Here is a 20,093-nt window from a genome sequence, read left to right as displayed (position 1 = left end):
TCATTCGCCCACAGAGCTTGAACGGCGCCCGGTGGGCGAATGAATTCGCCCCTACAACAGGAACCTCCGCAAGGAAGCAATGGGCGGGGATGTTCAGGCCGACACCAGGCTGCGTCCGGCTTCGGCACGCAGCAGGCGCGTGATGTCCACGGCGGGTTGGGGGTGGGCGAGCAGAAAGCCCTGCATCACGTGGCACTGGCGTTCGAGCAGGAAGTCGCGCTGGGCCTCGGTTTCGACACCTTCGGCGACGACTTCAAGGCCCAGGTCGCGGGCGATCGACAGCGTGGCGGCGGCAATCGCGGCGTCCTCCGGGTCGCCGGGCAGATCCTGCACGAAGGAGCGGTCGATCTTCAGGCGGGTCAGCGGCAGACGCTTGAGGTAGGACAGGCTCGAATAGCCGGTACCGAAGTCGTCCAGCGCAAGGCCGACGCCGAGGCTGCGCAGGGTGGCGAACTGCTGCTCGGTTTCGCTGTTGGGCTGCATCAGCGCGCTCTCGGTTATTTCCAGCTCGAAGCTGCCGGGCGGTACCTGCCAGTGGTTGAGGGCGTGGCGCAGCCGGTCGATGAAACCCGGGCGGCGGAACTGCAATGCCGAGATGTTGATGGCGATGGTCAGCGGGGGCAGGCCGGCGTCGCGCCAGACTGCCTGCTGGCGGGCTGCTTCGTGGAGCACCCAATCGCTGATGGCGTGGATCAGGCCGGTTTCCTCGGCGAGGGGGATGAACTCCCCCGGCGGGACCCGGCCGCGCTCTGGGCTGTCCCAGCGCACCAGGGCCTCGACGCCGATCAGGCGTTGGCCAGGCATTTCCCACTGAGGCTGGTATTCGAGCACCAGTTCGTTGCGTTCGATGGCCCGCCGCAGCGCGTTCTCGAGCATCAGGCGCGCGTAGGCGCGGCTGTTCATGTCCTGGGTGAAGAAGCGGAAGTCGTTGCGCCCTTCATTCTTGGCGTCGTACATGGCGGTGTCCGCATGTTTCAGGAGGACGTCCACGTCGGTGCCGTTGTCCGGTGCGAGGGCGATGCCGATGCTGGTGCTGACGGTAAGTTCCTGCCCGTCGATGTCGAAGGGCAGGGCGAGGCTGTCGAGCAGCTTGCGGGCCACGGTGGCCGCATCGTCGGCGCGGGTCAGTTGGGGAAGCAGCACGACGAACTCGTCGCCGCCGAGACGGGCCAGCACGTCCTCGTCGCGCAGGCACTCGGACAGGCGCGTGGCGGCAGCGGACAGCAGGCGGTCGCCGGTCGGATGGCCGAGGGTGTCGTTGACCTTCTTGAAGTTGTCCAGATCGAGGAAAAGCACGCCGACGCAGGTATGGTTGCGCCGCGCGAAGGCCAGGGCCTGCTCGGCGCGGTTGATCCACAGGCTGCGGTTGGGCAGGCCGGTCAGGGTGTCGTAGTGGGCTAGGTAGTGGATGTGTGCTTCGGCGGCACGGCTTTCCGAGACGTCCTGGACGGTGCCGCGCAGGGTACGCGAGCCATCCAGGGCCGGCGTCGCTTCGATGCTGAAATGGACGATCTGTCCTTCCCGGCCGGCACAGGCCAGGTGCACATCCAGATTGGCGCTGGCCTGCCCCTGACCCACCCGCTCGAGGGTGTCCTGCAGCAGTGCCCTATCGTTCGGATGAATGGCCGCGAGGAGGTTTTGCGGCGTGCTGGCGGTGTCGGCGGGTAGGCCCAGGATGCGGTACAGCTCGGCGGACCAGTGGCTACGGCCACTCGCTAGATTGGTCTCCCAGCTGCCCAGGCGGGCAATCCGCTCGGCGTGGGTGAGGACTGCCTGTTGTTCGACGAGACGGTGGCCGGCCTCTGCCAGCTCGGTGGTTCGCCGTTCCACGAGTTCCTCGATGCGCCGCGCGCGTCCGGTGGTGGTGAGTAGGAAGGCGCCGAGGACCCCGGTGCTCAGCAGGCCGATGGCGAGCAGCGTCCATGCTTCCCAGCCCCGGTGACGGAAGGCGTAGCTCGAGTCGGTGGTGAGGGTCAGCGTCCAGGCCTGGCCGCCGAATTCGATGTTCTCCACCCATGGTGAGAGCCCGTCCATGCCAGTGGCCCCGGTTGGCGGGCAGCCCAGCAGTCCGGCGAGCGGGCGACCGACCGCTGCGTTACGGGCGTTTTCGGTGAGGCAATAATGAATGCCTGGGAGTTCATGGCCGCGCAGGGCGTTGGCAACGACATCACCGATGCGCAGGGCGAGGAAGACGAAGCCGTCAGGGGCGGCCGGGGGGGGGGCGGCCGTGTTGGTTGGTGCGTTGATAGAGCACGACCCCCGCCATGCCTTCCGTCTCCTGGGTGAGTTCGAACGCCCGTGATGCGGCGGCCTTGCCGTCGGCGCTGGTGCGCAGCATGGCTTCGGCGCTGGCCGGGATGGTGGACACGTCCACGCCGACGACGCGCCGGTTGGATTCCAGGGGGGCGACGAAGCGAACCGGGTAATACTCGGGCCGGGACCCGGCCGGGTAGAGCTCGTTGGACAGCCCGCGGTCGAGGATGCGGAAGCCGGCTTCGTTGGCGCTACCTGCGGCGCTGCGCTCGAACGCCGGGCGCTGCCCGCCGGAGACACGGGGAATCCAGCCGATGGCTTGCAGTCCGCCGAGGCGCCTGAGCCACGAGGCAGCGAACTGCTGGAAGCCTTCTTCGTCCAGCCCTGGGGCCGCGACCATGACCCGCTCGGCAGACTGGAGGACCGACAGGTATTCCGAAAGACGGTTGCCCAGCAGGTTGGAAAGGAAGTGGGCATCGCTCTCGAAACGGGACTGCAGGCGCTGGCGCTCCCATTGCCCGATCTGGATTTCCAGGCCGACCAGCAGGATCAGCGCGATGCCCATCGGAACCGCCAGCCCCAGCCGGCGCGGTGCCCAGTCGCCCCGGGGCTGGCCCCAGAAGGCGAAGATAAGTGGCGCGGCGATGAGAATTCCGATCGAGTCCCCGGCCCACCAGTTCCACCAGCTGAAAACGGAGTCGTACGCTGGCACCGAACCCAGCAGGGACAGGGCGCCGACGCCGACACTGGCACTGATCACGCAGCTCAGCGGGGCGGCGAGGAAGAAGAAGCGCAGGATGGCGCTGGCACTGTCGAGCGCGTTCGGGAACCCGACCCAGCGCCTGACCAGCGCAACGCCGGCTAGGGCCTGCAGCACGGAGCCGGTGGCGACGCACAGGGGCATGACCCAGTTGATGCCGCCGAGTCCGGCGCGCAGCACAGCCTCGACGTTGGTGACTGCCGCGCCAATGAAGATGGCCGGCCAGATCCCCCGGCCATAGATCAGCATGCAGGCTAGCGCGATTCCTGCGGGGGGGTACAGTGGAGCGACGTAGCCAGGCGGGATCGCGATATGGAGCGCGATCAGGCCGCATATCGCGTAGGCGACGGCAATTCCGGCGATCTGCTGTATCCGCGGGGGAAAAGGCATGGGCTTTTGGCGGTTTCGGGTTGCTAGGGTCGAAAGCCGATGGCGGTCAAGGGCATTTCTGCGCGAACCCGGGTTCCGTGCGGCAAGTCGCCGATATTGTAGCCGTGCCCATTTTGTCATGGGAGGGCAACCGCCGGGTTGCCGTGGCGTACTCCGCATCGGCTGCGTTAAAGCGCCCGGCGAGTATCATCGGTGCTCTCGTGTTGTTTCGGTCGTCGATTTCGGGAGTCCTGATGATGTCTTCGTTCAACTTGCCGGATGCAACGCTGCTGGCGCTGCTCGCCGACGATGTGTCATGCGGTGACCTGACCACCGAGTCGCTGGGCATTGGCATGAGGGAAGGGCGAGTGGTGTTTCGTGCCCGTGGGGCCATGACCGTCTGTGGTTCCGAGGAGGCGGCACGTCTGTTCCAACTGGCTGGCGCACGGGCGCGCCTGTGGGTGCCGTCAGGTAGCCACGTAGAGGCCGGGCGTCTGCTGCTTGAAGCTGAAGGGCAGGCCGCGGCACTGCACGCCGCCTGGAAGACGGCGCAGGTGCTGATGGAGTGGGCCAGTGGCCTGGCAGGAGCGGCCGCGGCCATCGTCAAGGCTGCTGAGGCTGGTGGGCGTCGGGTGGCGGTGGCGTGTACGCGGAAGAACGTGCCGGGCGCGAAAGCCATGTCGGTGAAGGCCGTGCGGGCAGGGGGGGCGACGATCCACCGGCTGGGCCTGTCCGAGTCCCTGCTGGTGTTTGCCGAGCACCGGCTGTTCGTGGGTGAGACGCCCGTCCAGACCGTTGCGCGCCTGCGGGCCCGGGAGCCGGAGAAGAAGATCGTCGTGGAGGTTGGGAGTGTCGAGGAGGCCCGCGAATGGGCCGGGGCCGGCGCCGATGTGCTGCAGCTGGAAAAATTCTCGGTCGAGCAGGTGGCGGCGTGCCGGCAACTGCTGGACGAGCTTGTGCCAAGGCAGCATGGAGTACCGCTGCTTGCCGCTGCGGGTGGCGTCAAGGCGGACAATGCGGAGGCATTCGTCGCGGCGGGGGCAGACCTGTTGGTGACATCCGCTCCCTATGCGGCGCCCCCCGCGGACGTTGCAGTCTCCTTCGAACTGCCCGAGGCATGAAGTCCCTCCGTCGCGTTCCGACGCCTGCTCTTGTTGCGATGCGGTAGTATCTCGGCCCCGAGCGTGGCGGGACATCGCCGATGGGCCCGCTCCCGGGGTCAGATCGCCGGTACTCCAAGTACCGGCGGCGAATTCCCCGGAGGGATCCAGAGATCCGCCCGGAGGTGTTTCAGGAGAGCCGTATGAGTACAGTGCTTGCCTCCGGGCAAGAGAAGCAGTCCCGTATGCAGGTCCTGCCGGTGGCGTTGGCGGCGATGGGGGTGGTGTTCGGCGACATCGGCACGAGCCCGCTATACACGATGAAGGAGGTCTTCAACGGCCCCCACGCGGTGCCGGTGACGCCTGACAATGTGCTGGGCATCCTGTCCCTGGTCTTCTGGGCGCTGACCATCGTCGTGTCCCTCAAGTACGTCGTGTACATCATGCGGGCCGACAATCGGGGGGAGGGCGGCATCATGGCCCTGACGTCCCTTGCTCTGCGCACCAGCAAGTCACCGCGCCTGGGGGCGGCAATGGCCGGCTTGGGGCTGTTCGGCGCAGCGCTGTTCTACGGGGACGGTGTGATCACGCCGGCCATCTCGGTGTTGTCGGCGGTGGAGGGTCTGGAGGTAGTGACCCCGGCCTTCAAGCCTTATGTGCTACCTATCTCGTTGATCGTCCTGATCGGCCTGTTCGTGATCCAGAGCAAGGGAACGGCGCGGGTCGGCGCGGTGTTCGGGCCAGTGATGCTCTTCTGGTTCACGACCCTCGGGGTGCTTGGTGCCATGAACATCACCCGTCACCCCGATGTGCTGCGAGCCATCAATCCGGTCTATGCGATCAGCTTCTTTGCCGACAACCACTGGATCGGCTTCCTGGCCCTGGGGGCGGTCGTTCTGGCGATCACCGGCGGCGAGGCGCTCTACGCGGATATGGGTCATTTTGGCCGGCGACCGATCAAGGTTGCCTGGTTCGGCTACGTGTTCCCGGCCCTGTACCTCAACTATCTGGGGCAGGGGGCGCTGATCCTTGACAACCCGAAGGCCGTGGCCAACCCCTTCTACCTGCTGGTGCCGGAGCCCCTGTTGCTGCCTATGGTCGGCCTGTCGACGCTGGCCACCATCATTGCCTCCCAGGCCGTGATCTCGGGTGCCTTCTCCCTCACCAAGCAGGCCGTGCAACTGGGCTACTCGCCGCGGATCCATGTCGTCCACACCTCCGACAAGGAGATGGGGCAGATCTATGTGCCCAATGTGAACTGGCTGCTGCTCGGCGCCGTGGTGGCGCTGGTGATCGGCTTTCGCTCGTCCAGTGCGCTGGCCTCGGCCTACGGCATTGCGGTGACCCTGACGATGATGATCGACACGGTCCTCGCCTTCGTCGTTGTGCGGGCCCTGTGGCAATGGCGCTGGGCGCCCGCAGTGGCCTTCCTGGCCCTGTTCTTCACGGTCGATTTCGGCTTCTTCGCGGCCAACAGCGTCAAGATCTTCGACGGCGGCTGGTTTCCGCTGGCAATGGGCTTGGCAGTGCATACGCTGCTGATGACCTGGAAACGGGGGCGGGCGGCGCTCTCGGAGCGGATGCGCCAGGACACGATGCCCCTCGACCTGTTCATCCAGTCGATGTTCCACGATCCGCCTTTGCGGGTGCCGGGAACCGGGGTGTTCATGACCACCGCGCCTGACGGTGTGCCTCGCGCGCTGCTGCACAATCTGCTGCACAACAAGGTCCTGCATGCCCGGGTGGTGCTGGTGAACGTGGTGACCGATGACATTCCCTACGTGCCGGATACGGAGCGGGTCAGGGTGGAGGAACTGGATTTCGGCTTCTATCGGGTCTTCGTCCGTTATGGTTTCAAGGACGATCCGGACATTCCCGCTGCGTTGGCGATGTGTGAGGGGCAGGGACTACCCTTCGAGCTGATGGAGTCCTCGTTCTTCCTGGGGAGGGAGACTCTGATTCCGAGGACCGGCACTTCCATCGGCTTGTGGCGGGAGCGGTTGTTCATCCTGCTTTTCAGGAATGCGCACAGCGCGGCTGATTTTTTCTGTATCCCGGCAAACCGGGTGGTTGAATTTGGTACCCAAATTGAGCTTTGATCTTTTTGGGTTATGTCGTTGTTCTCTTTTTGTTGGGGCGAAGTTTTTTAGGTGCTTTTTTGAAAAGTGGAGTGATGTTTAAAAAACAATATTAATCATAGTGTTGTTTTTTTGTTGAGAATTTATTTCATGCTGATCGAGTTAGGGTGTCGGCCCGTTGTGGGCATCGCGATGGCTGAAATGTCATTGCCCGTGTGACAGGTATCACGGGTGTTTCGGGCGCCTGGGGCTATCGTTCGAGTGCGCAGGGTTTCACGCATTTGGCAAATTTGCAGTGCACAATCGGCATGACCTTCACGCCGTCTTCATAGATAATGTGCCGCTTTTTTGTGCGCTGCGAAGGTCTCTGCGCTTGATCGCCCAATGCAATTTGCATGGGCGGTCGTATTGGAAAAACGATCGGGGCTCGGGATGCTGAAACTCTTCAATCATTACGTACCTTCCAACACCGTATTGCAGTTGCTGTTCGATGCGCTGTTGTTGTTTGTTGCGGTGATTGTCGTGTTCGTGGTGCAAGACAAGGTGAATGGGGAGCTCATGTTCTCCGTTGTGCCGTCGGCGTTGGTATTTGCCGTGGCAATGATGATTCTCAACGGGGCGCTCGGTCTATATCGGGTTGGCTTCGGTGGTGAGTGGCGTGAAACCCTGATGCGCGTGGCCATCTCCATCGCACTGAGCGTGCCGGTGGCTTATGGCGTGTTTCGGGTGTTGCCTTGGGGGGTTTTCGCCCATGAGGCAATGGAGTTGAACGTCATCATCCTGTTGGGGCTGGTGGTTGCCGCGCGGGGATTGGCTGTGCGGCGTGCAGGGGCAGGCGTTTTGGTCAAGAGAATCATGGTTATCGGGACAGGCGCGGATGCTGTTGCTGTCGAGCACGCGCTGACTCATCCCGGCAGTTCCAGCCTTCAGGTGGTGGGTTTCTATCCTGCCGGCAGCAATGACGACGTCAGGGTCGATCCGAAGCGGATCGTCCATTTCGAAGGCAACCTGCTGGCCGCAGCCAATGAGCTGCGGGTCAATGAGATCATCGTTGCGGTCAAGGAACGTCGGGGTGGTGTGATTCCCCTGCGAGAACTACTCGACTGCAAGATGGCTGGCATCAAGGTGCTGGATCTGTCCAGCTTCTTCGAGCGGGTGCGTGGTCAGGTGCGTATTGACTCCCTGCGGGCCAGCTGGCTGATCTATGGCGAAGGTTTCCGGCAGGGCTGGGCCCGTACAATGGTCAAGCGGGTTTTCGACATCGTCGCTTCCCTCGTGTTGCTCGTGCTGGCTGCGCCGGTCATGGTGCTGGCGGCTTTGGCGATCGTCATCGAGGACGGTGCGCCGGTGTTCTACCGCCAGGAACGTGTCGGACTCGGTGGGCGACTTTTCAAGGTCACCAAGTTCCGCAGCATGCGCCGGGATGCGGAGCGGGATGGCAAACCTCGCTGGGCTGCGGCCAACGATGATCGCGTGACACGGATCGGCCGCTTCATTCGCAAGGTCCGTATCGATGAGTTGCCGCAGCTGTTCAACGTCCTCAAGGGCGACATGAGTTTGGTTGGGCCGCGCCCCGAACGCCCCTTCTTCGTCGATCAGCTGACCAAGGATATTCCGTTCTACGCTGTCCGTCATTGCGTCAAGCCGGGCGTGACCGGCTGGGCCCAGGTCCGTTATCAGTACGGTTCCTCCGTGGATGATGCGATCAACAAACTGCAGTACGATCTGTACTACGTGAAGAATCACACATTGTTCCTCGATACAGTGGTGCTTTTCGAGACCGTGAGAGTGGTGTTGACGGGCGACGGCGCGCATTGATTCTCCGTCAGTTGCTCTGTTGTCACCCGTGACGGGGTGAGCTCCAATGCTCCCGTGTGCCGGGAGCATGTGCCTTTCTGCTGAGATCTGATGGAATTCGTCCTGTCCCAAGTATCGGTCTGGAGTTACGCGTTCGCGGCCATCGTCCATGCGGTATTCGGGCTTTATCTGGCGGTGGCGTGGAGGAAGGGCCGGAGCGGGGCGCTGCTGATCGCCGCGGCGATCATGGAGGCCCTGTGGGCCGCTGCAAACTGGGCTTTCTCGGCGTCGGGGTGGGGCTGGCTGTTCCATCTGGCCAATGTCTTCGATGTGTTGCGTCTGGCTGCCTGGTTCAGCTTCCTGGTGGCTCTGCTGTCGCAGCCCTCGGCCGAGGGTAGCAATGACGGGATGCCGCGCTGGCCGGCTCCTGGGGCTTCGGCCGTTGTCGCTCTGGCCGCCGGTGGTGTCATCTGCTTCAGTCTCGGTCTGCCGGTCTATGGCACCCCGATGCGCACCTGGGCGGCAACCTCCCTGCTGTCCTCGGTGTTCGGACTCGTCCTGCTAGAGCTTTTCTATCGCGCAGTGTCGGAGCGCTACCGCTGGGGCATCAAGCCCCTGGCGCTCGCAATTGGCAGCCTGTTTGCCTTCGACGTTTATCTGTATGCAGATACGCTTCTGTTCACCCGGATTGATCCGGTGACTTGGAGCGTGCGCGGCTTCGCCCATACCTTGACCATCCCCTTGCTTGTGATTTCCGCATCGCGGAATCCGGACTGGACCCTGCGGGTGTCGGTATCCCGTCATGTGGTGTTCCATTCGACGGCCTTGGCGGGGTCGGGTCTGTATCTCCTGCTGATCGCGGCAGCCGGTTACTACATGCGTTATTTCGGCGGCGAATGGGGGGAGGCGCTACAGCTGGCGCTGCTGTTCAGTGGAGTGCTGTTCCTCTGTGTGCTGGCGGTGTCTGGCGCCTTCAGGGCGCGACTGCGGGTGCTGCTGGCAAAGCATTTCTTTGCGTACCGCTATGACTACCGGAAGGAATGGCTGAGCGTGACCCAGTCCCTGTCGGTGGCTGGTGATGGGCTGACGCTGGGCGAGTCGGTCGTCAAGGCGCTTGCTGATCTCGTCGAGAGTCCTGGGGGAGGGGTTTGGCTGTGTGATTTGAATGGCAATTATTGCCAGCAGGCGAGGCTCAACATGCCCGACTATGGTCTCCGGGAGCAATCCGACTCGGAGTTTTGCCGTTTCCTGTTGGAGCGGGAGTGGGTTGTTAATCTGGAGGAAATGCGCAGCGGCCTGTCATCCGGCTCAGGTATGCCGATGCCGGCGTGGGCATCCGAACTGGCCGACATGTGGTTGATTGTGCCCCTGATTTCATCTGGAGCGCTGGTGGGGTTCGTGATCCTGCTGACGCCGCGAACGCCGGTGGATGTCAACTGGGAGGTGCTTGACCTGCTCAAGATCGCGGGTCGGCAGGCCGCCAGTTATATCGCGCGCATGCAAACTGCTGAGGCGTTGATCGAGGCGCGCAAGTTCGACGCATTCAACCGTATGTCGGCTTTCGTGGTCCATGACCTAAAGAATCTGGTTGCCCAGTTGTCGCTCATGTTGCGCAATGCAGAGCGTCACAAGGATAATCCGGAATTCCAGGCGGATATGCTGGATACGGTCAGGCATGTGGAGACGCGAATGCGGGGGCTGATGACCCAGCTGATGGAGAAGACACCCATCAATCAGCGTCGGCCGGTCCAGCTCAAGACTGTCATCGAGCACATCATCCAGTCCAGGCGCATGTTCAAGCCGTGCCCTGTGATGCTCGCCGGGGCGCCGGATCTGACGGTTCTCGCCCATGCGGAGCGCTTGGAGCGGATACTCGGCCACATCGTGCAAAATGCACTCGACGCGACACCCGAGCATGGTAGTGTGTCGGTGGAGCTATCCCAGGAGGGTAATTTCGCCCGCATCGCCGTGTGCGACTCCGGGTCGGGAATGTCGGAAGCCTTCGTCCGGGAACAGCTGTTCAGGCCTTTCCAGACGACTAAGTCCAGCGGGATGGGTATCGGGGCTTACGAGTCCCAGCAGTATGTGAATGAACTCGGGGGTACCCTTACGGTGCAGAGCGAGGTTGGGGTTGGCTCCCGATTCGACATCCGCCTGCCGCTGGCAGGGCAAACCCAGAACGCCGGAATCGAAGCATTGGCTGAGTAGTCGATATGAGTGATAAACGCAGGACTTTGTTGATTGTCGAGGACGATCCTGCACTGCAGAAGCAGATGCGCTGGGCCTTCGATCAGTACGAGACGGTGGTCGCAACCGACCGGGAAGAGGCCATTGCCCAATTGCGGCGCCATGAGCCGGCGGTCGTGACGATGGATCTGGGGCTTCCGCCTGCGCCTGATGACGTGACCGAGGGTTTCAAGCTCCTTGGCGAGATCCTGGCGCTGGCGCCGGATACCAAGGTAGTGGTGCTGACCGGCCAGCACGACCGGGAAAATGCGGTGCGGGCCGTGGGCATGGGGGCTTACGATTTCTTCGCCAAGCCTTTCGAGCCTGAGTTGCTGGCCCTGACGCTTGATCGTGCGCTGCGTCTGTATGACCTTCAGCAGGATAACCGCAAGCTCAAGATCCAGCAGGGCAGTGCGTTGTCAGGCGTGATTACGCGGGACCCCGGCATGTTGCGGGTATGCCGCCTGATCGAGAAGGTTGCCTCGGCGAACGTCACGGTCATGTTGCTCGGCGAGAGCGGCACTGGCAAGGAAGTGCTGGCTCGGGGGCTGCACGAGCTGTCGCCTCGCCGCAATGAACGCTTCGTTGCCATTAACTGCGCGGCCATCCCGGAAAACCTGCTCGAAAGCGAATTGTTTGGCTACGAGAAGGGGGCCTTCACCGGGGCCGTGAAACAGACGCTGGGCAAGATCGAGGTCGCCAACAAGGGCACTCTGTTCCTCGATGAAATCGGTGACCTGCCGATGCCGCTTCAGGCCAAGCTACTGCGCTTCCTTCAGGAGCGCGTCATCGAGCGCATCGGTGGCCGTGAGGAAATCCCCGTCGATGTGCGCATCATCTGCGCGACACACCAGGATGTGAAGGGCCTGATCCAGGCCGGGCGTTTCCGGGAGGACCTCTATTACCGCCTTGCCGAAATCGTGGTGGACATTCCCGCGCTGAGGGACCGGGACGGTGATGCGGTGCTGCTTGCCCATGCTTTCGTTCAGCGTTTCGCTAGCGAGCATGGCCGCGGGTCGATGAGCCTTACCGATGATGCGGTGCACAGCATCGAGTCTCACCGCTGGCCGGGCAATATTCGGGAACTTGAAAATGCCATCAAGCGAGCAGTCATCATGGCTGATGCGAACTGCATCACTGCCGATGATGTGGGCCTTGGCGTGAATCCCGACGAGGAACTGGAGGCGCTGAACCTGCGGGTCGTGCGTGAGGAGGCCGAGCGTCGCGCAGTGGTAAGGGTCATGGCCCGGGTCAATGGCAACGTGGCCCGTGCGGCAGAGGTCCTGGGCATCAGCCGTCCGACCCTATACGATTTGATGAACCGCTTTGGTTTGAAGAAAGAGATTTCAACGTGACTCAAGGACCCCTGCAGATGCGTTCTTCGTTCAAGCGTGGCAGCAAAGTGCGCAATACCGCCGTGAGTGCCTTGTGTGCTCTTCTTCTGGTGGCCTGTGGAGGCAACCCGGAGTCGATGGTCGCCTCAGCCAAGGAATATCTGGCAAAGAACGATACCAATGCGGCGACCATCCAGCTGAAGAATGCGCTGCAAAAGAATCCCAGTTTGGCCGAAGCGCGCTACCTGATGGGGCAGGTGAATTTCCTGCAAGGCAGTTATGCGGACGCCGAGAAGGAGTTCAAGCGTGCCCTTGATCTTGGTTTCTCCCCGGATCTCGTTGTGCCGAAACTGGCAGAAAGTCTGATTCTGAGCGGTCAGGCGACACGGGTACTGACCGAACTCAAGGACCAGAAGCTTTCCCAGGCGGAAGCGAGGGCAGCCTTGCTGGCTTCCGTCGGCTCGGCCGAGCTTGCCCAGGGCAAGCGCGAAGCAGCTGTGGATGCCTACAAGGAGGCCCTCGGCGAGGTGCGTGATTTCCCGATGGCGCGTGTTGGCCTGGCCAAAGTCAAGGCTGGCGGGCGTGATCTGGAGGGCGCCCTGTCCGATGCCGATGCAATCATCAAGGACGCTCCCCGGCTACCTGAGGCGCACAGCCTGCGTGGTGACCTCTTGCTTGCGCTGGGCCGGTTTGAGGAGGCCATTCCGGAATTCGAGGCGGTCATTGCTGCCCGGCCTACTGATCTCGTGGCCTATCAGAGCCTGATCGGGCAGCTGTTGCGGGCTAACAAGCTGGAGGTTGCGCAGAATAAGCTTCAGGATCTGAAGAAGGTCGCGCCTAATCACCCCTTGGCGTTTTATCTGCAGGCCTTCCTCGATGTGAGGAATGGCAAGTCCAAGGAAGCATACGATGCAATCCAGCAGGTGCTGCGGGTTGCTCCGGACTACACGCCGGCGCTGGTGCTGGCTGGCAGCCTGCAGTTGCAGCGGCGCGACTTCGCGCAGGCGCGGGAGAGCCTTGCCAAGGTGCTAGAGAAGTCGCCAAACCAGTTGTTGGCGCGGCGCTTGCTGGTTGCGACATATATGGGTCTGCAGGAGCCGGCGAAGGCACTCGAAGCGTTGCAGCCTTTGCTGAAGAGCGCTGGGGACGATTTGGCCGTGCTGAATCTGGCCGGTCAGGTCTATGCGATGAACGGCGATTTCACCCGTTCCGAAGAGTATTTCGGCCGGGCCAGTCAAGCTGACCCGAAGAATGCCCAGTATCGGACCCGCCTCGGCGTGTCCCGTCTGGCAGCGGGAGAAACAGACCGCGCCTTCCAGGATCTGGAAGCAGCATCTGCGCTCGATTCGGAGAACGTCCAGGCAGATATCGCGCTCATCATGGCTCACCTGCGACGTGGCGAAGCGGCGAAGGCGATGACGGCCGTACAGACCCTGGAGAAGAAGCGGCCGACGGACCCCGTGACCTTCAATCTGAAGGGCGGGGTGTATATGGCCAGCCGCGATGCAGCTGGCGCACGCAAGGCCTTCGAGAAGGCATTGGAGCTGAAGCCGGATTTCCTCCCGGCGGTCAGCAATCTGGCTCGCCTTGACGTAGGAGATAAGAACCCGGCTGCCGCACGCAAGCGCTACGAGGATTTCACGAGCAAGAACAAGAAGCTTCCCGAGGGCTATCTCCAGCATGCCGAGCTGCTGGCCATGACCGGTGGCGGCACGAAAGACGTACAAGCCGTACTCGAGAAAGGGCTTGCCGAGATCCCGACTGCCCTGCCCATCCGTGTCGCGCTGGTGCGTATGCTGGTTCAGCTCGGTGAGACGAAGCGGGCGCTCTTGCTGGCTCAGGAAGCATCCGTAGCAGCTCCGGACGATCCTACCGTCCTTGATTTGCTGGGGCGAGCTCAGCTTGCTGCAGGTGAGCGGCAACAGGCAATCTCAACCTACGGCAAGCTGGTGGAGCGGCAACCCAATGCGCCTACCCCCCTGCTCGCACTGGCAGACTTGCAGGCGGCGGCCAAGGACAACGCGGCAGCTGAGCGTTCCCTGCGCAAGGCGCTGACGATCAAGCCCGATAGCATCGAAGCCCAGCAGCGTCTCATCAACGTCTTGGTGAATAGCAAGCGTGGCGATGAGGCGATACGTGTTGCCAAGGATGTGGAGAAGCAGCACAGCAAGTCTGCTGTGGGCTTCGCGCTGGAGGGTGACGTCCTGTTTGCGCTGGGCAAGAAGAGCGAAGCCGTCGCGGCTTACAGTGAAGCCTATCAGCGCGACAAGAGCCCTCAGGGCGTGATCCGGCTCTACGCGGCCCGGGCTGCCACAGGTCAGACCCAGGAGGCTGCGAAGCTTGCGGCCGAATGGACGAAGGCCAATCCGAAGGATCTGATGCTGCGCACCTATATCGCGGAGAGCAACCTGACCGCCCAGAAATATGATTTGGCCGTTCAGCAGTATCGCCAGATGCTCGAGATTGCACCGAAGAACCCCATGTTGCTCAACAACCTGGCATGGGCGTTGGGCAAGTTGAAGGATGGCAGTGCCCTTTCGGTCGCCCAGCAGGCAGTTAGCCTGGCACCCAACAGCCCTGTGGTCCTGGATACCTATGGCGTGCTCCAGGTCGAGAGTGGCGATGTCAGCAAGGGGGTCGAGACCCTGAAGAAGGCTGTCGGTCTCGGACCCAATATGCCGCAGCTGAGGATCAGCCTGGCCAAGGCGTTGATCAAGACCGGGGACAAGGACGGCGCCCGCCGGGAGCTTGATACGGCGTTGAGGAACGCGCCAGAGAAGACGCCGATCCGCGCCGAAGTCGAAAAGCTGCGTGCCACGCTATAACGGCTTGTACTACCCGCTACCCTTATTGCAGGAATTAGATCATGAGTACCATCGCTGTTATCGGCCTCGGTTATGTGGGGCTTCCGCTGGCCGTCGAGTTCGGCAAGAAGACGAGGACCGTCGGTTTTGATCTGTCTGCCGACAAAGTGGCAGCCTACGGCCGCTTCGTGGACCCGACAGGCGAAGTCAGCACCGAGGATCTGAAGGCTGCCGTTCATCTCACTTGCAGTACCGATCCACAGGTGATCGGCGAGGCGGACTTCATCATCGTGGCTGTTCCGACGCCGGTGGATGAGGCGCATCAACCGGACTTCACGCCCTTGATCAAGTCGTCTGAAAGCGTTGGCCGTCATCTGAAGCGTGGCGCGACGGTGGTTTATGAGTCCACCGTCTATCCGGGGGCTACTGAAGAGGTATGCATTCCCATTCTGGAGAAGTTTTCCGGCCTAAAGTGGAAGGAAGACTTCTTCGTCGGGTATTCGCCTGAGCGGATCAACCCGGGTGACAAGGAGCGGACGCTCACCAAGATCGTCAAGGTCGTTTCGGGCGACACTCCTGAAACCCTGAAGAAGGTTGCCGATACGTACGCATCTGTGATCACCGCTGGGGTCTACCCGGCCAGCTCCATCAAGGTGGCCGAGGCTGCCAAGGTGATCGAGAACACGCAACGCGATCTGAACATTGCACTGATGAACGAGTTGTCGGTCATTTTCCACAAGATCGGAATCGATACCCTCGAAGTTCTGCAGGCTGCTGGTACCAAATGGAACTTCCTGCCGTTCCGGCCAGGTTTGGTGGGGGGGCATTGTATCGGTGTCGATCCCTACTATCTGACCCACAAGGCCGATATGTTGGGCTATCACCCGCAGGTCATCCTCGCCGGCCGTCGCATCAACGACAGCATGGGCAAGTACGTGGCCGAGCAGACTGTCAAGCAGATGATCGGAGCGGGTCACAACATCAAGGGTGCCAACGTCATCGTGCTGGGCCTGACATTCAAGGAGAACTGTCCTGACCTGCGTAACAGCAAGGTCATCGACGTTATCCATGAACTCCAGAGTTATGGTTGCAACGTGCTCGTTCATGATCCGGTGGCCGAGTCTGGCGAAGCGGAGCATGAGTATGGCGTCAGTCTGACCGCGTGGGACGATCTGCCGCGTGCCAAGGCCATCGTGGCAGCTGTGGCGCACAGTGAGTACGCCAGGCTGGGCGAAGGGCGTCTGAGCGAGAAACTTGAGCCAAACGGTGTGTTTTCCGATGTCAAGAGTTTCTATGATCAGTCCGCCCTCGAAGCCGCAGGTGTGACGGTCTGGCGTCTCTGAGTGCAGCGGGGCGTGGTGCTGTGATGTTCGGGTGGCGGAAACATCTGCTTCTGTTTGTCGGGTTTGGTCTCGGCACGGTTGGTTTCGTGCGGGCGGCCGAGCAAGATGTCGACTCCACCCGGATCGTCGAGCAGGCGGTGGCATACGAGCACGGTGAGGGTGTGCCGCGTGATCCCGAGCGGGCCGTTGAGCTGTACTGCGAGGCGGCGCTGATGGGCAATGCCGAGGCGATGTACAGCCTTGGCTGGATGTACATCAATGGCCGCGGCGTGGAGCGGGATGATCGTTACGCGGCGACCCTGTTTGAGATGGCGCTGTTCAAGGGGCATGCTGGCGCCGAGAAGGCAAGACGTTTGGCCGGCGAGTACACCGGTGCCGTGCCGGACTGCATGGCAGCTCGCGACTCTGGTCGAGGCTTCGTTGCCAGAGATACCTGGGATACTCAGAAGTATCTGGCGTCCCTGCCCGAGCAGAAGAAAAAGGTGGTCGAACTCGTCACCACGCTGGCGCCGCGTTTTTCCATCGAGCCACGCTTGGCGCTGGCTATAGCGACGACCGAGTCCAATTTCGATCCCCATGCTACGTCGCCGAAGAACGCGATGGGCGTTATGCAGTTGATCCCCGAGACGGCAAGCCGTTTTAACGTCAAGGACAGTTTCGACCCCGTGCAGAACATCAAAGGTGGCCTCGCCTATCTACGTTGGTTGCTGGCTTACTATCGCGGCAACGTGGCGTTGGCCGTGGCGGGTTACAACGCTGGCGAAGGAGCGGTCGATCGCTATCGCGGGGTGCCACCATACAAGGAGACGCAGAATTACGTGAGGCGGATTCTGGAGTTCTTCCCGCGCACTGAGCATCCCTTTGACGCCCGTGTCGTGGATGCGTCCCCTGTGTTGCAGGCGCTGAAGGCGGTCGGACGATGATGAGCCGTGCGAAAGGCCGCCGTGGGTTTTCGCGGTCAGTACCGGCGCTCGTGGCTGGAGTTGTTGTCGGCCTGTCTGTCGGAGCGCCCATGGATGCCCGGGCGGATCTACCCGACACCGTTGCCCTCGTCAAAAAGTCGGTTGTGGCGGTCGGAACCTTTGCGCCGACTCGCAGCCCCCAGTTCCGCTTTCTCGGCACCGGCTTCATCGCTGGCAATGGTAACCAGGTTGTGACTAACGCCCACGTGGAAGGGGCGGTCGTCGAGAGCGTTGAGAACAAGGAGCAGCTGGTCATTGCCTTGCCGGGGGCAGGGCGGGTCTCGGCCCGGCCGGTTCGACGGGAGGCTGTGGATCGGGATCATGATCTGGCGGTACTGAGGTTTGACGGGCCGCCGATGCCGGCACTGCGCATCGGTGACTCGGATGCCGTGCGGGATGGCCAGGACATTGCCCTGACAGGGTTCCCGCTGGGTTCAGCTATCGGCATCGTGCCTGTTACCCACAAGGGGATCATCTCGGCCGTCACACCGGCAGGGCAGCCGCTGCCTACTGCGCGCCAGCTGGAAGGGCAGACTTTGCGTCGTCTTGCGACCGGTTCATATTTCGTTTTCCAGCTGGATGCGGTTTCCTATCCGGGCAATAGCGGAAGTCCTGTCTATAGCCCTGAAACCGGCGAAGTGCTCGGTATCGTGAATATGGTGTTTGTAAAGGGCAGCAAGGAAGCCGCGATCACGAATCCATCGGCAATTTCCTACGCTATTCCCGCTTCGTTTATCAAGGCGCTGTTGCAGCAGCCCTGAAGCCGATTTTCTCTTCTGCCTAGGCCGAGAGTCTCCTCAAAAAACAAAATCCCTACTGTGCTTCCGCTCAGTAGGGATTCTGCGAAAGCCCTGCAGCGCAGGGCTTCGAGCTGACCCGCGTAGGGCCGAGCCAATCGGCGATTACTTGGTGCCGATGACTTCGATTTCCACGCGACGGTCCGGCTGCAGGCAGTCGACCAGCTTCTTGTTCTTGCCGGATTCCTTGCCGAGGTTCTTGCAGGCATTGCCGGTAACGGGCTGCTTTTCGCCCTTGCCTTCGGTGTAAACACGGTTGGCTTCGATGCCCTTGCTGACCAGGTAGCTCTTCACGGCAGCTGCGCGCTTTTCGGAGAGCTTCTGGTTGTAGGTGTCACTACCGATGCGGTCGGTGTGGCCAACGGCCAGGATGACTTCCAGCTTGACGTCCTTGGACTTGGCGGCCAGGTCGTCCAGCTTGGTCTTGCCAGCGGGCAGCAGAACAGCCTTGTCGAATTCGAAGAGGGCGTCGGCGGCCAGCTTGACCTTTTCGGCAACCGGAGCCGGAGCCGCAACCGGAGCCGGAGCGCTCTTGGCGCCAGCAGCCGGGGCAGCAGCGGTCTTCACGCACTTGTCCTGGGGCACGACGTCCTTGTCGCACTCGCAGCCAACAGGCAGGTCGCCGGCCAGGGTGGTGGAGGCAGCAGCCGGGGTCCAGTAGCCAGTGCGCCAGCACAGATCGGCGCCGCTACGGGCCACGACGGAACGGGCGTCGATCACGTAGGGGACTTCGCCTTTCGTATCCACGACGACATCTTTGGCGAAGCTGGCGGAGGCAGACAGGCCGAGAGCGGCCATTGCGGCGGCAATCAGCAGTTGTTTTTTGGCTTGTTTGATCATCGTTTTCCTCGTCGCAAGGCAAAGGGGTAGAACCGGAAATTTTTTACTCGCTGCTATTGAGTCGAAATGCACTCATGCAGCATATCCAATTCATTGGCGGAACTTATTCTGCCATAGCCGGACGGTGCTCAATAGCTCGGTGTTGGTTATTTGCAACAGTTTTCCGCCAGCTACGCGCGCTTCTCCGGCAACCCATACGTCGGATACGGAGCGCCGGCCGAGGACATAGACTAAATGGGAAACCGGGTCGAAGCATGGCAGTTCGTCCGCCTCATCCATCTGTATTGCGCATATGTCGGCCGCCTTGCCAGGGAGGAGGGAGCCGATCTGTGCATCGAGGCCGAGGGCGCGGGCGCCCGCAAGCGTCGCCATGTGCAGGGCGTGATGCGCGGGTACTGAGGACGCGTCGCTGCTGCTCAGCTTGGCAAGCAGGCTGGCCTGGTGCATTTCTCGGAAGAGATCGAGGCGGTTGTTGCTGGCCGCGCCGTCGCTGCCGAGCCCTACCGTGATGCCTCGTTCCAAAAGGGCTGGAATGGGTGCGGCGCCACTCGCCAGCTTCATGTTTGATGTCGGGCAGTGCGCTACGGCGCAGCCGTGCAGGGCCAGGCGCTGGATGTCCTCGTTGTCGAGGTGCACAGCGTGGACGCCGATCAGGTTCGGGCCGAGCAGTCCGAGGGCGTCGAGGCGGGCAATCGGGCGCTGTCCATGTTCGCGCAGGCTGTCGGATATCTCGGTGGCCGTTTCATGGACATGAATGTGGATCGGCAGGTCGAGTTCGTCTGCCAGTGCGCCGACGCGTTCGAAGGTGCGGTTGGAAACCGTATAGGGCGCGTGTGGCGCAAGGGCAAAGCGGATGTACGGGTGGTCGCGCCATGCATCGTGGGCCGCGAGCCCCTTGTGCAGGTAGTCGTCTGCGTCCGCCGCATACTGTGACGGAAACTCAAGAACGGTTATGCCGAGCACGGCGCGAAGGCCGAGGCGGTCGAAGGCTTCTGCGGTGGCCTCGGGAAAGAAATACATGTCGTTGCAGGTCGTGATGCCGCCTCGTAGCATCTCGGCCCCGGCCAGCAGGCTGCCGTCCCGTACGAATGCGGGTGATACATGGCGCGCTTCGGTCGGCCAGATGGCTTCTTGTAGCCAGCGCATAAGCGGCAGGTCGTCGGCCAGGCCGCGCATCAATGTCATGGCAGCGTGGCAGTGCAGGTTGACGAGGCCTGGGATCAGGATGTGATTGGGCAGCTGGGCAGTCTCGCGAGCCGAGAATCGTGTCCGGGCGTCGCTGGTTGGCAGCACTTCGACAATCTTGCCGTCGCGTATGGCGACTGAGTGGTGTTCCAGCGTGGTGTTGTCGGGCTCGACCGGGATGACCCAGCGCGCTTCGATGAGAAGGTCGACCTCGATGGGCGTCATGGCTGTTCTCGCTGTATTGG

General features: G+C 62.1%; 13 protein-coding genes. 9 read left to right on the top strand and 4 right to left on the bottom strand.

Annotated elements, in window-relative coordinates; all coding sequences use genetic code 11:
* Window positions 1–93: 93 nt before the first annotated feature.
* Together ACE3RX_RS06710 and ACE3RX_RS06705 are read right to left on the bottom strand one after the other, a co-directional pair.
* Window positions 94–2,034, bottom strand: a complete 1,941-nt coding sequence (locus tag ACE3RX_RS06710) for a putative bifunctional diguanylate cyclase/phosphodiesterase (protein WP_374481623.1) — start codon at window positions 2,032–2,034, stop codon at window positions 94–96.
* Between the two features lie 166 nt (window positions 2,035–2,200).
* Window positions 2,201–3,403 (bottom strand): CHASE domain-containing protein, encoded by a 1,203-nt coding sequence (locus tag ACE3RX_RS06705; RefSeq protein WP_374481621.1) that lies wholly within the window; start codon window positions 3,401–3,403, stop codon window positions 2,201–2,203.
* A gap of 233 nt (window positions 3,404–3,636) precedes the next feature.
* Between ACE3RX_RS06705 and modD the strand changes: the two genes are divergently transcribed.
* The 9 genes from modD to ACE3RX_RS06660 all read left to right on the top strand — a co-directional run bounded on the left by modD (window position 3,637) and on the right by ACE3RX_RS06660 (window position 17,787).
* Entirely contained in the window at window positions 3,637–4,503 is an 867-nt protein-coding gene (modD, locus tag ACE3RX_RS06700; protein ID WP_374481619.1) for a ModD protein, read from the top strand.
* Window positions 4,504–4,685: 182 nt separating this feature from the next.
* Window positions 4,686–6,581: a potassium transporter Kup gene (locus tag ACE3RX_RS06695; protein WP_374481618.1), complete on the top strand. Its 1,896-nt coding sequence runs from the start codon at window positions 4,686–4,688 to the stop codon at window positions 6,579–6,581.
* Window positions 6,582–6,992: 411 nt separating this feature from the next.
* Window positions 6,993–8,378 carry a TIGR03013 family XrtA/PEP-CTERM system glycosyltransferase gene (locus tag ACE3RX_RS06690; RefSeq protein ID WP_374481616.1) on the top strand — a complete coding sequence of 462 codons (1,386 nt, stop codon included), beginning with the start codon at window positions 6,993–6,995 and terminating at the stop codon, window positions 8,376–8,378.
* Between the two features lie 90 nt (window positions 8,379–8,468).
* Window positions 8,469–10,565, top strand: coding sequence for an XrtA/PEP-CTERM system histidine kinase PrsK (prsK, locus tag ACE3RX_RS06685; protein WP_374481614.1), 2,097 nt, complete (start codon window positions 8,469–8,471; stop codon window positions 10,563–10,565).
* A 5-nt stretch (window positions 10,566–10,570) separates the two neighbouring features.
* Entirely contained in the window at window positions 10,571–11,938 is a 1,368-nt protein-coding gene (gene prsR / locus ACE3RX_RS06680; protein ID WP_374481612.1) for a PEP-CTERM-box response regulator transcription factor, read from the top strand.
* Window positions 11,939–11,955: 17 nt separating this feature from the next.
* On the top strand, window positions 11,956–14,742 hold the full coding sequence (prsT, locus tag ACE3RX_RS06675) for an XrtA/PEP-CTERM system TPR-repeat protein PrsT (RefSeq protein ID WP_374481610.1): 2,787 nt from the start codon (window positions 11,956–11,958) through the stop codon (window positions 14,740–14,742).
* Between the two features lie 41 nt (window positions 14,743–14,783).
* Window positions 14,784–16,064, top strand: a complete 1,281-nt coding sequence (locus ACE3RX_RS06670) for a nucleotide sugar dehydrogenase (protein WP_374481608.1) — start codon at window positions 14,784–14,786, stop codon at window positions 16,062–16,064.
* Window positions 16,065–16,087: 23 nt separating this feature from the next.
* On the top strand, window positions 16,088–16,987 hold the full coding sequence (locus tag ACE3RX_RS06665; protein WP_374481606.1) for a transglycosylase SLT domain-containing protein: 900 nt from the start codon (window positions 16,088–16,090) through the stop codon (window positions 16,985–16,987).
* An 89-nt stretch (window positions 16,988–17,076) separates the two neighbouring features.
* The gene (locus ACE3RX_RS06660) at window positions 17,077–17,787 is read left to right on the top strand and encodes a S1C family serine protease (RefSeq protein WP_374481604.1); all 711 of its coding nucleotides are present in this window, start codon (window positions 17,077–17,079) and stop codon (window positions 17,785–17,787) included.
* A gap of 141 nt (window positions 17,788–17,928) precedes the next feature.
* On the opposite strand, the gene ACE3RX_RS06655 is transcribed toward ACE3RX_RS06660, so the two are convergent.
* Together ACE3RX_RS06655 and ACE3RX_RS06650 are read right to left on the bottom strand one after the other, a co-directional pair.
* Window positions 17,929–18,663: an OmpA family protein gene (locus ACE3RX_RS06655; RefSeq protein WP_374481602.1), complete on the bottom strand. Its 735-nt coding sequence runs from the start codon at window positions 18,661–18,663 to the stop codon at window positions 17,929–17,931.
* Window positions 18,664–18,753: 90 nt separating this feature from the next.
* A complete protein-coding gene (locus ACE3RX_RS06650) occupies window positions 18,754–20,073 on the bottom strand; it encodes a TRZ/ATZ family hydrolase (RefSeq protein WP_374481600.1) in 1,320 nt (439 codons plus the stop codon).
* Between the last annotated feature and the right edge of the window lie 20 nt (window positions 20,074–20,093).

It is taken from the genome of Zoogloea sp., assembly GCF_041914405.1.
GTDB lineage: Bacteria > Pseudomonadota > Gammaproteobacteria > Burkholderiales > Rhodocyclaceae > Zoogloea.
The sequence above is the reverse complement of the archived record's forward strand: the minus strand, read 5'-3'. Positions and strand labels throughout refer to the sequence as shown.

Excerpts from the sequence above, each read along its gene's own strand:
- prsK (WP_374481614.1), top strand. The coding sequence starts at position 8,469 with ATGGAATTCGTCCTGTCCCAAGTATCGGTCTGGAGTTACGCGTTCGCG.
- ACE3RX_RS06705 (WP_374481621.1), bottom strand. The coding sequence starts at position 3,403 with ATGCCTTTTCCCCCGCGGATACAGCAGATCGCCGGAATTGCCGTCGCC.
- ACE3RX_RS06660 (WP_374481604.1), top strand. The coding sequence starts at position 17,077 with ATGGATGCCCGGGCGGATCTACCCGACACCGTTGCCCTCGTCAAAAAG.
- ACE3RX_RS06650 (WP_374481600.1), bottom strand. The coding sequence starts at position 20,073 with ATGACGCCCATCGAGGTCGACCTTCTCATCGAAGCGCGCTGGGTCATC.
- ACE3RX_RS06655 (WP_374481602.1), bottom strand. The coding sequence starts at position 18,663 with ATGATCAAACAAGCCAAAAAACAACTGCTGATTGCCGCCGCAATGGCC.
- ACE3RX_RS06690 (WP_374481616.1), top strand. The coding sequence starts at position 6,993 with ATGCTGAAACTCTTCAATCATTACGTACCTTCCAACACCGTATTGCAG.
- ACE3RX_RS06670 (WP_374481608.1), top strand. The coding sequence starts at position 14,784 with ATGAGTACCATCGCTGTTATCGGCCTCGGTTATGTGGGGCTTCCGCTG.
- prsR (WP_374481612.1), top strand. The coding sequence starts at position 10,571 with ATGAGTGATAAACGCAGGACTTTGTTGATTGTCGAGGACGATCCTGCA.
- ACE3RX_RS06710 (WP_374481623.1), bottom strand. The coding sequence starts at position 2,034 with ATGGACGGGCTCTCACCATGGGTGGAGAACATCGAATTCGGCGGCCAG.
- ACE3RX_RS06665 (WP_374481606.1), top strand. The coding sequence starts at position 16,088 with ATGTTCGGGTGGCGGAAACATCTGCTTCTGTTTGTCGGGTTTGGTCTC.
- ACE3RX_RS06695 (WP_374481618.1), top strand. The coding sequence starts at position 4,686 with ATGAGTACAGTGCTTGCCTCCGGGCAAGAGAAGCAGTCCCGTATGCAG.
- modD (WP_374481619.1), top strand. The coding sequence starts at position 3,637 with ATGATGTCTTCGTTCAACTTGCCGGATGCAACGCTGCTGGCGCTGCTC.
- prsT (WP_374481610.1), top strand. The coding sequence starts at position 11,956 with ATGCGTTCTTCGTTCAAGCGTGGCAGCAAAGTGCGCAATACCGCCGTG.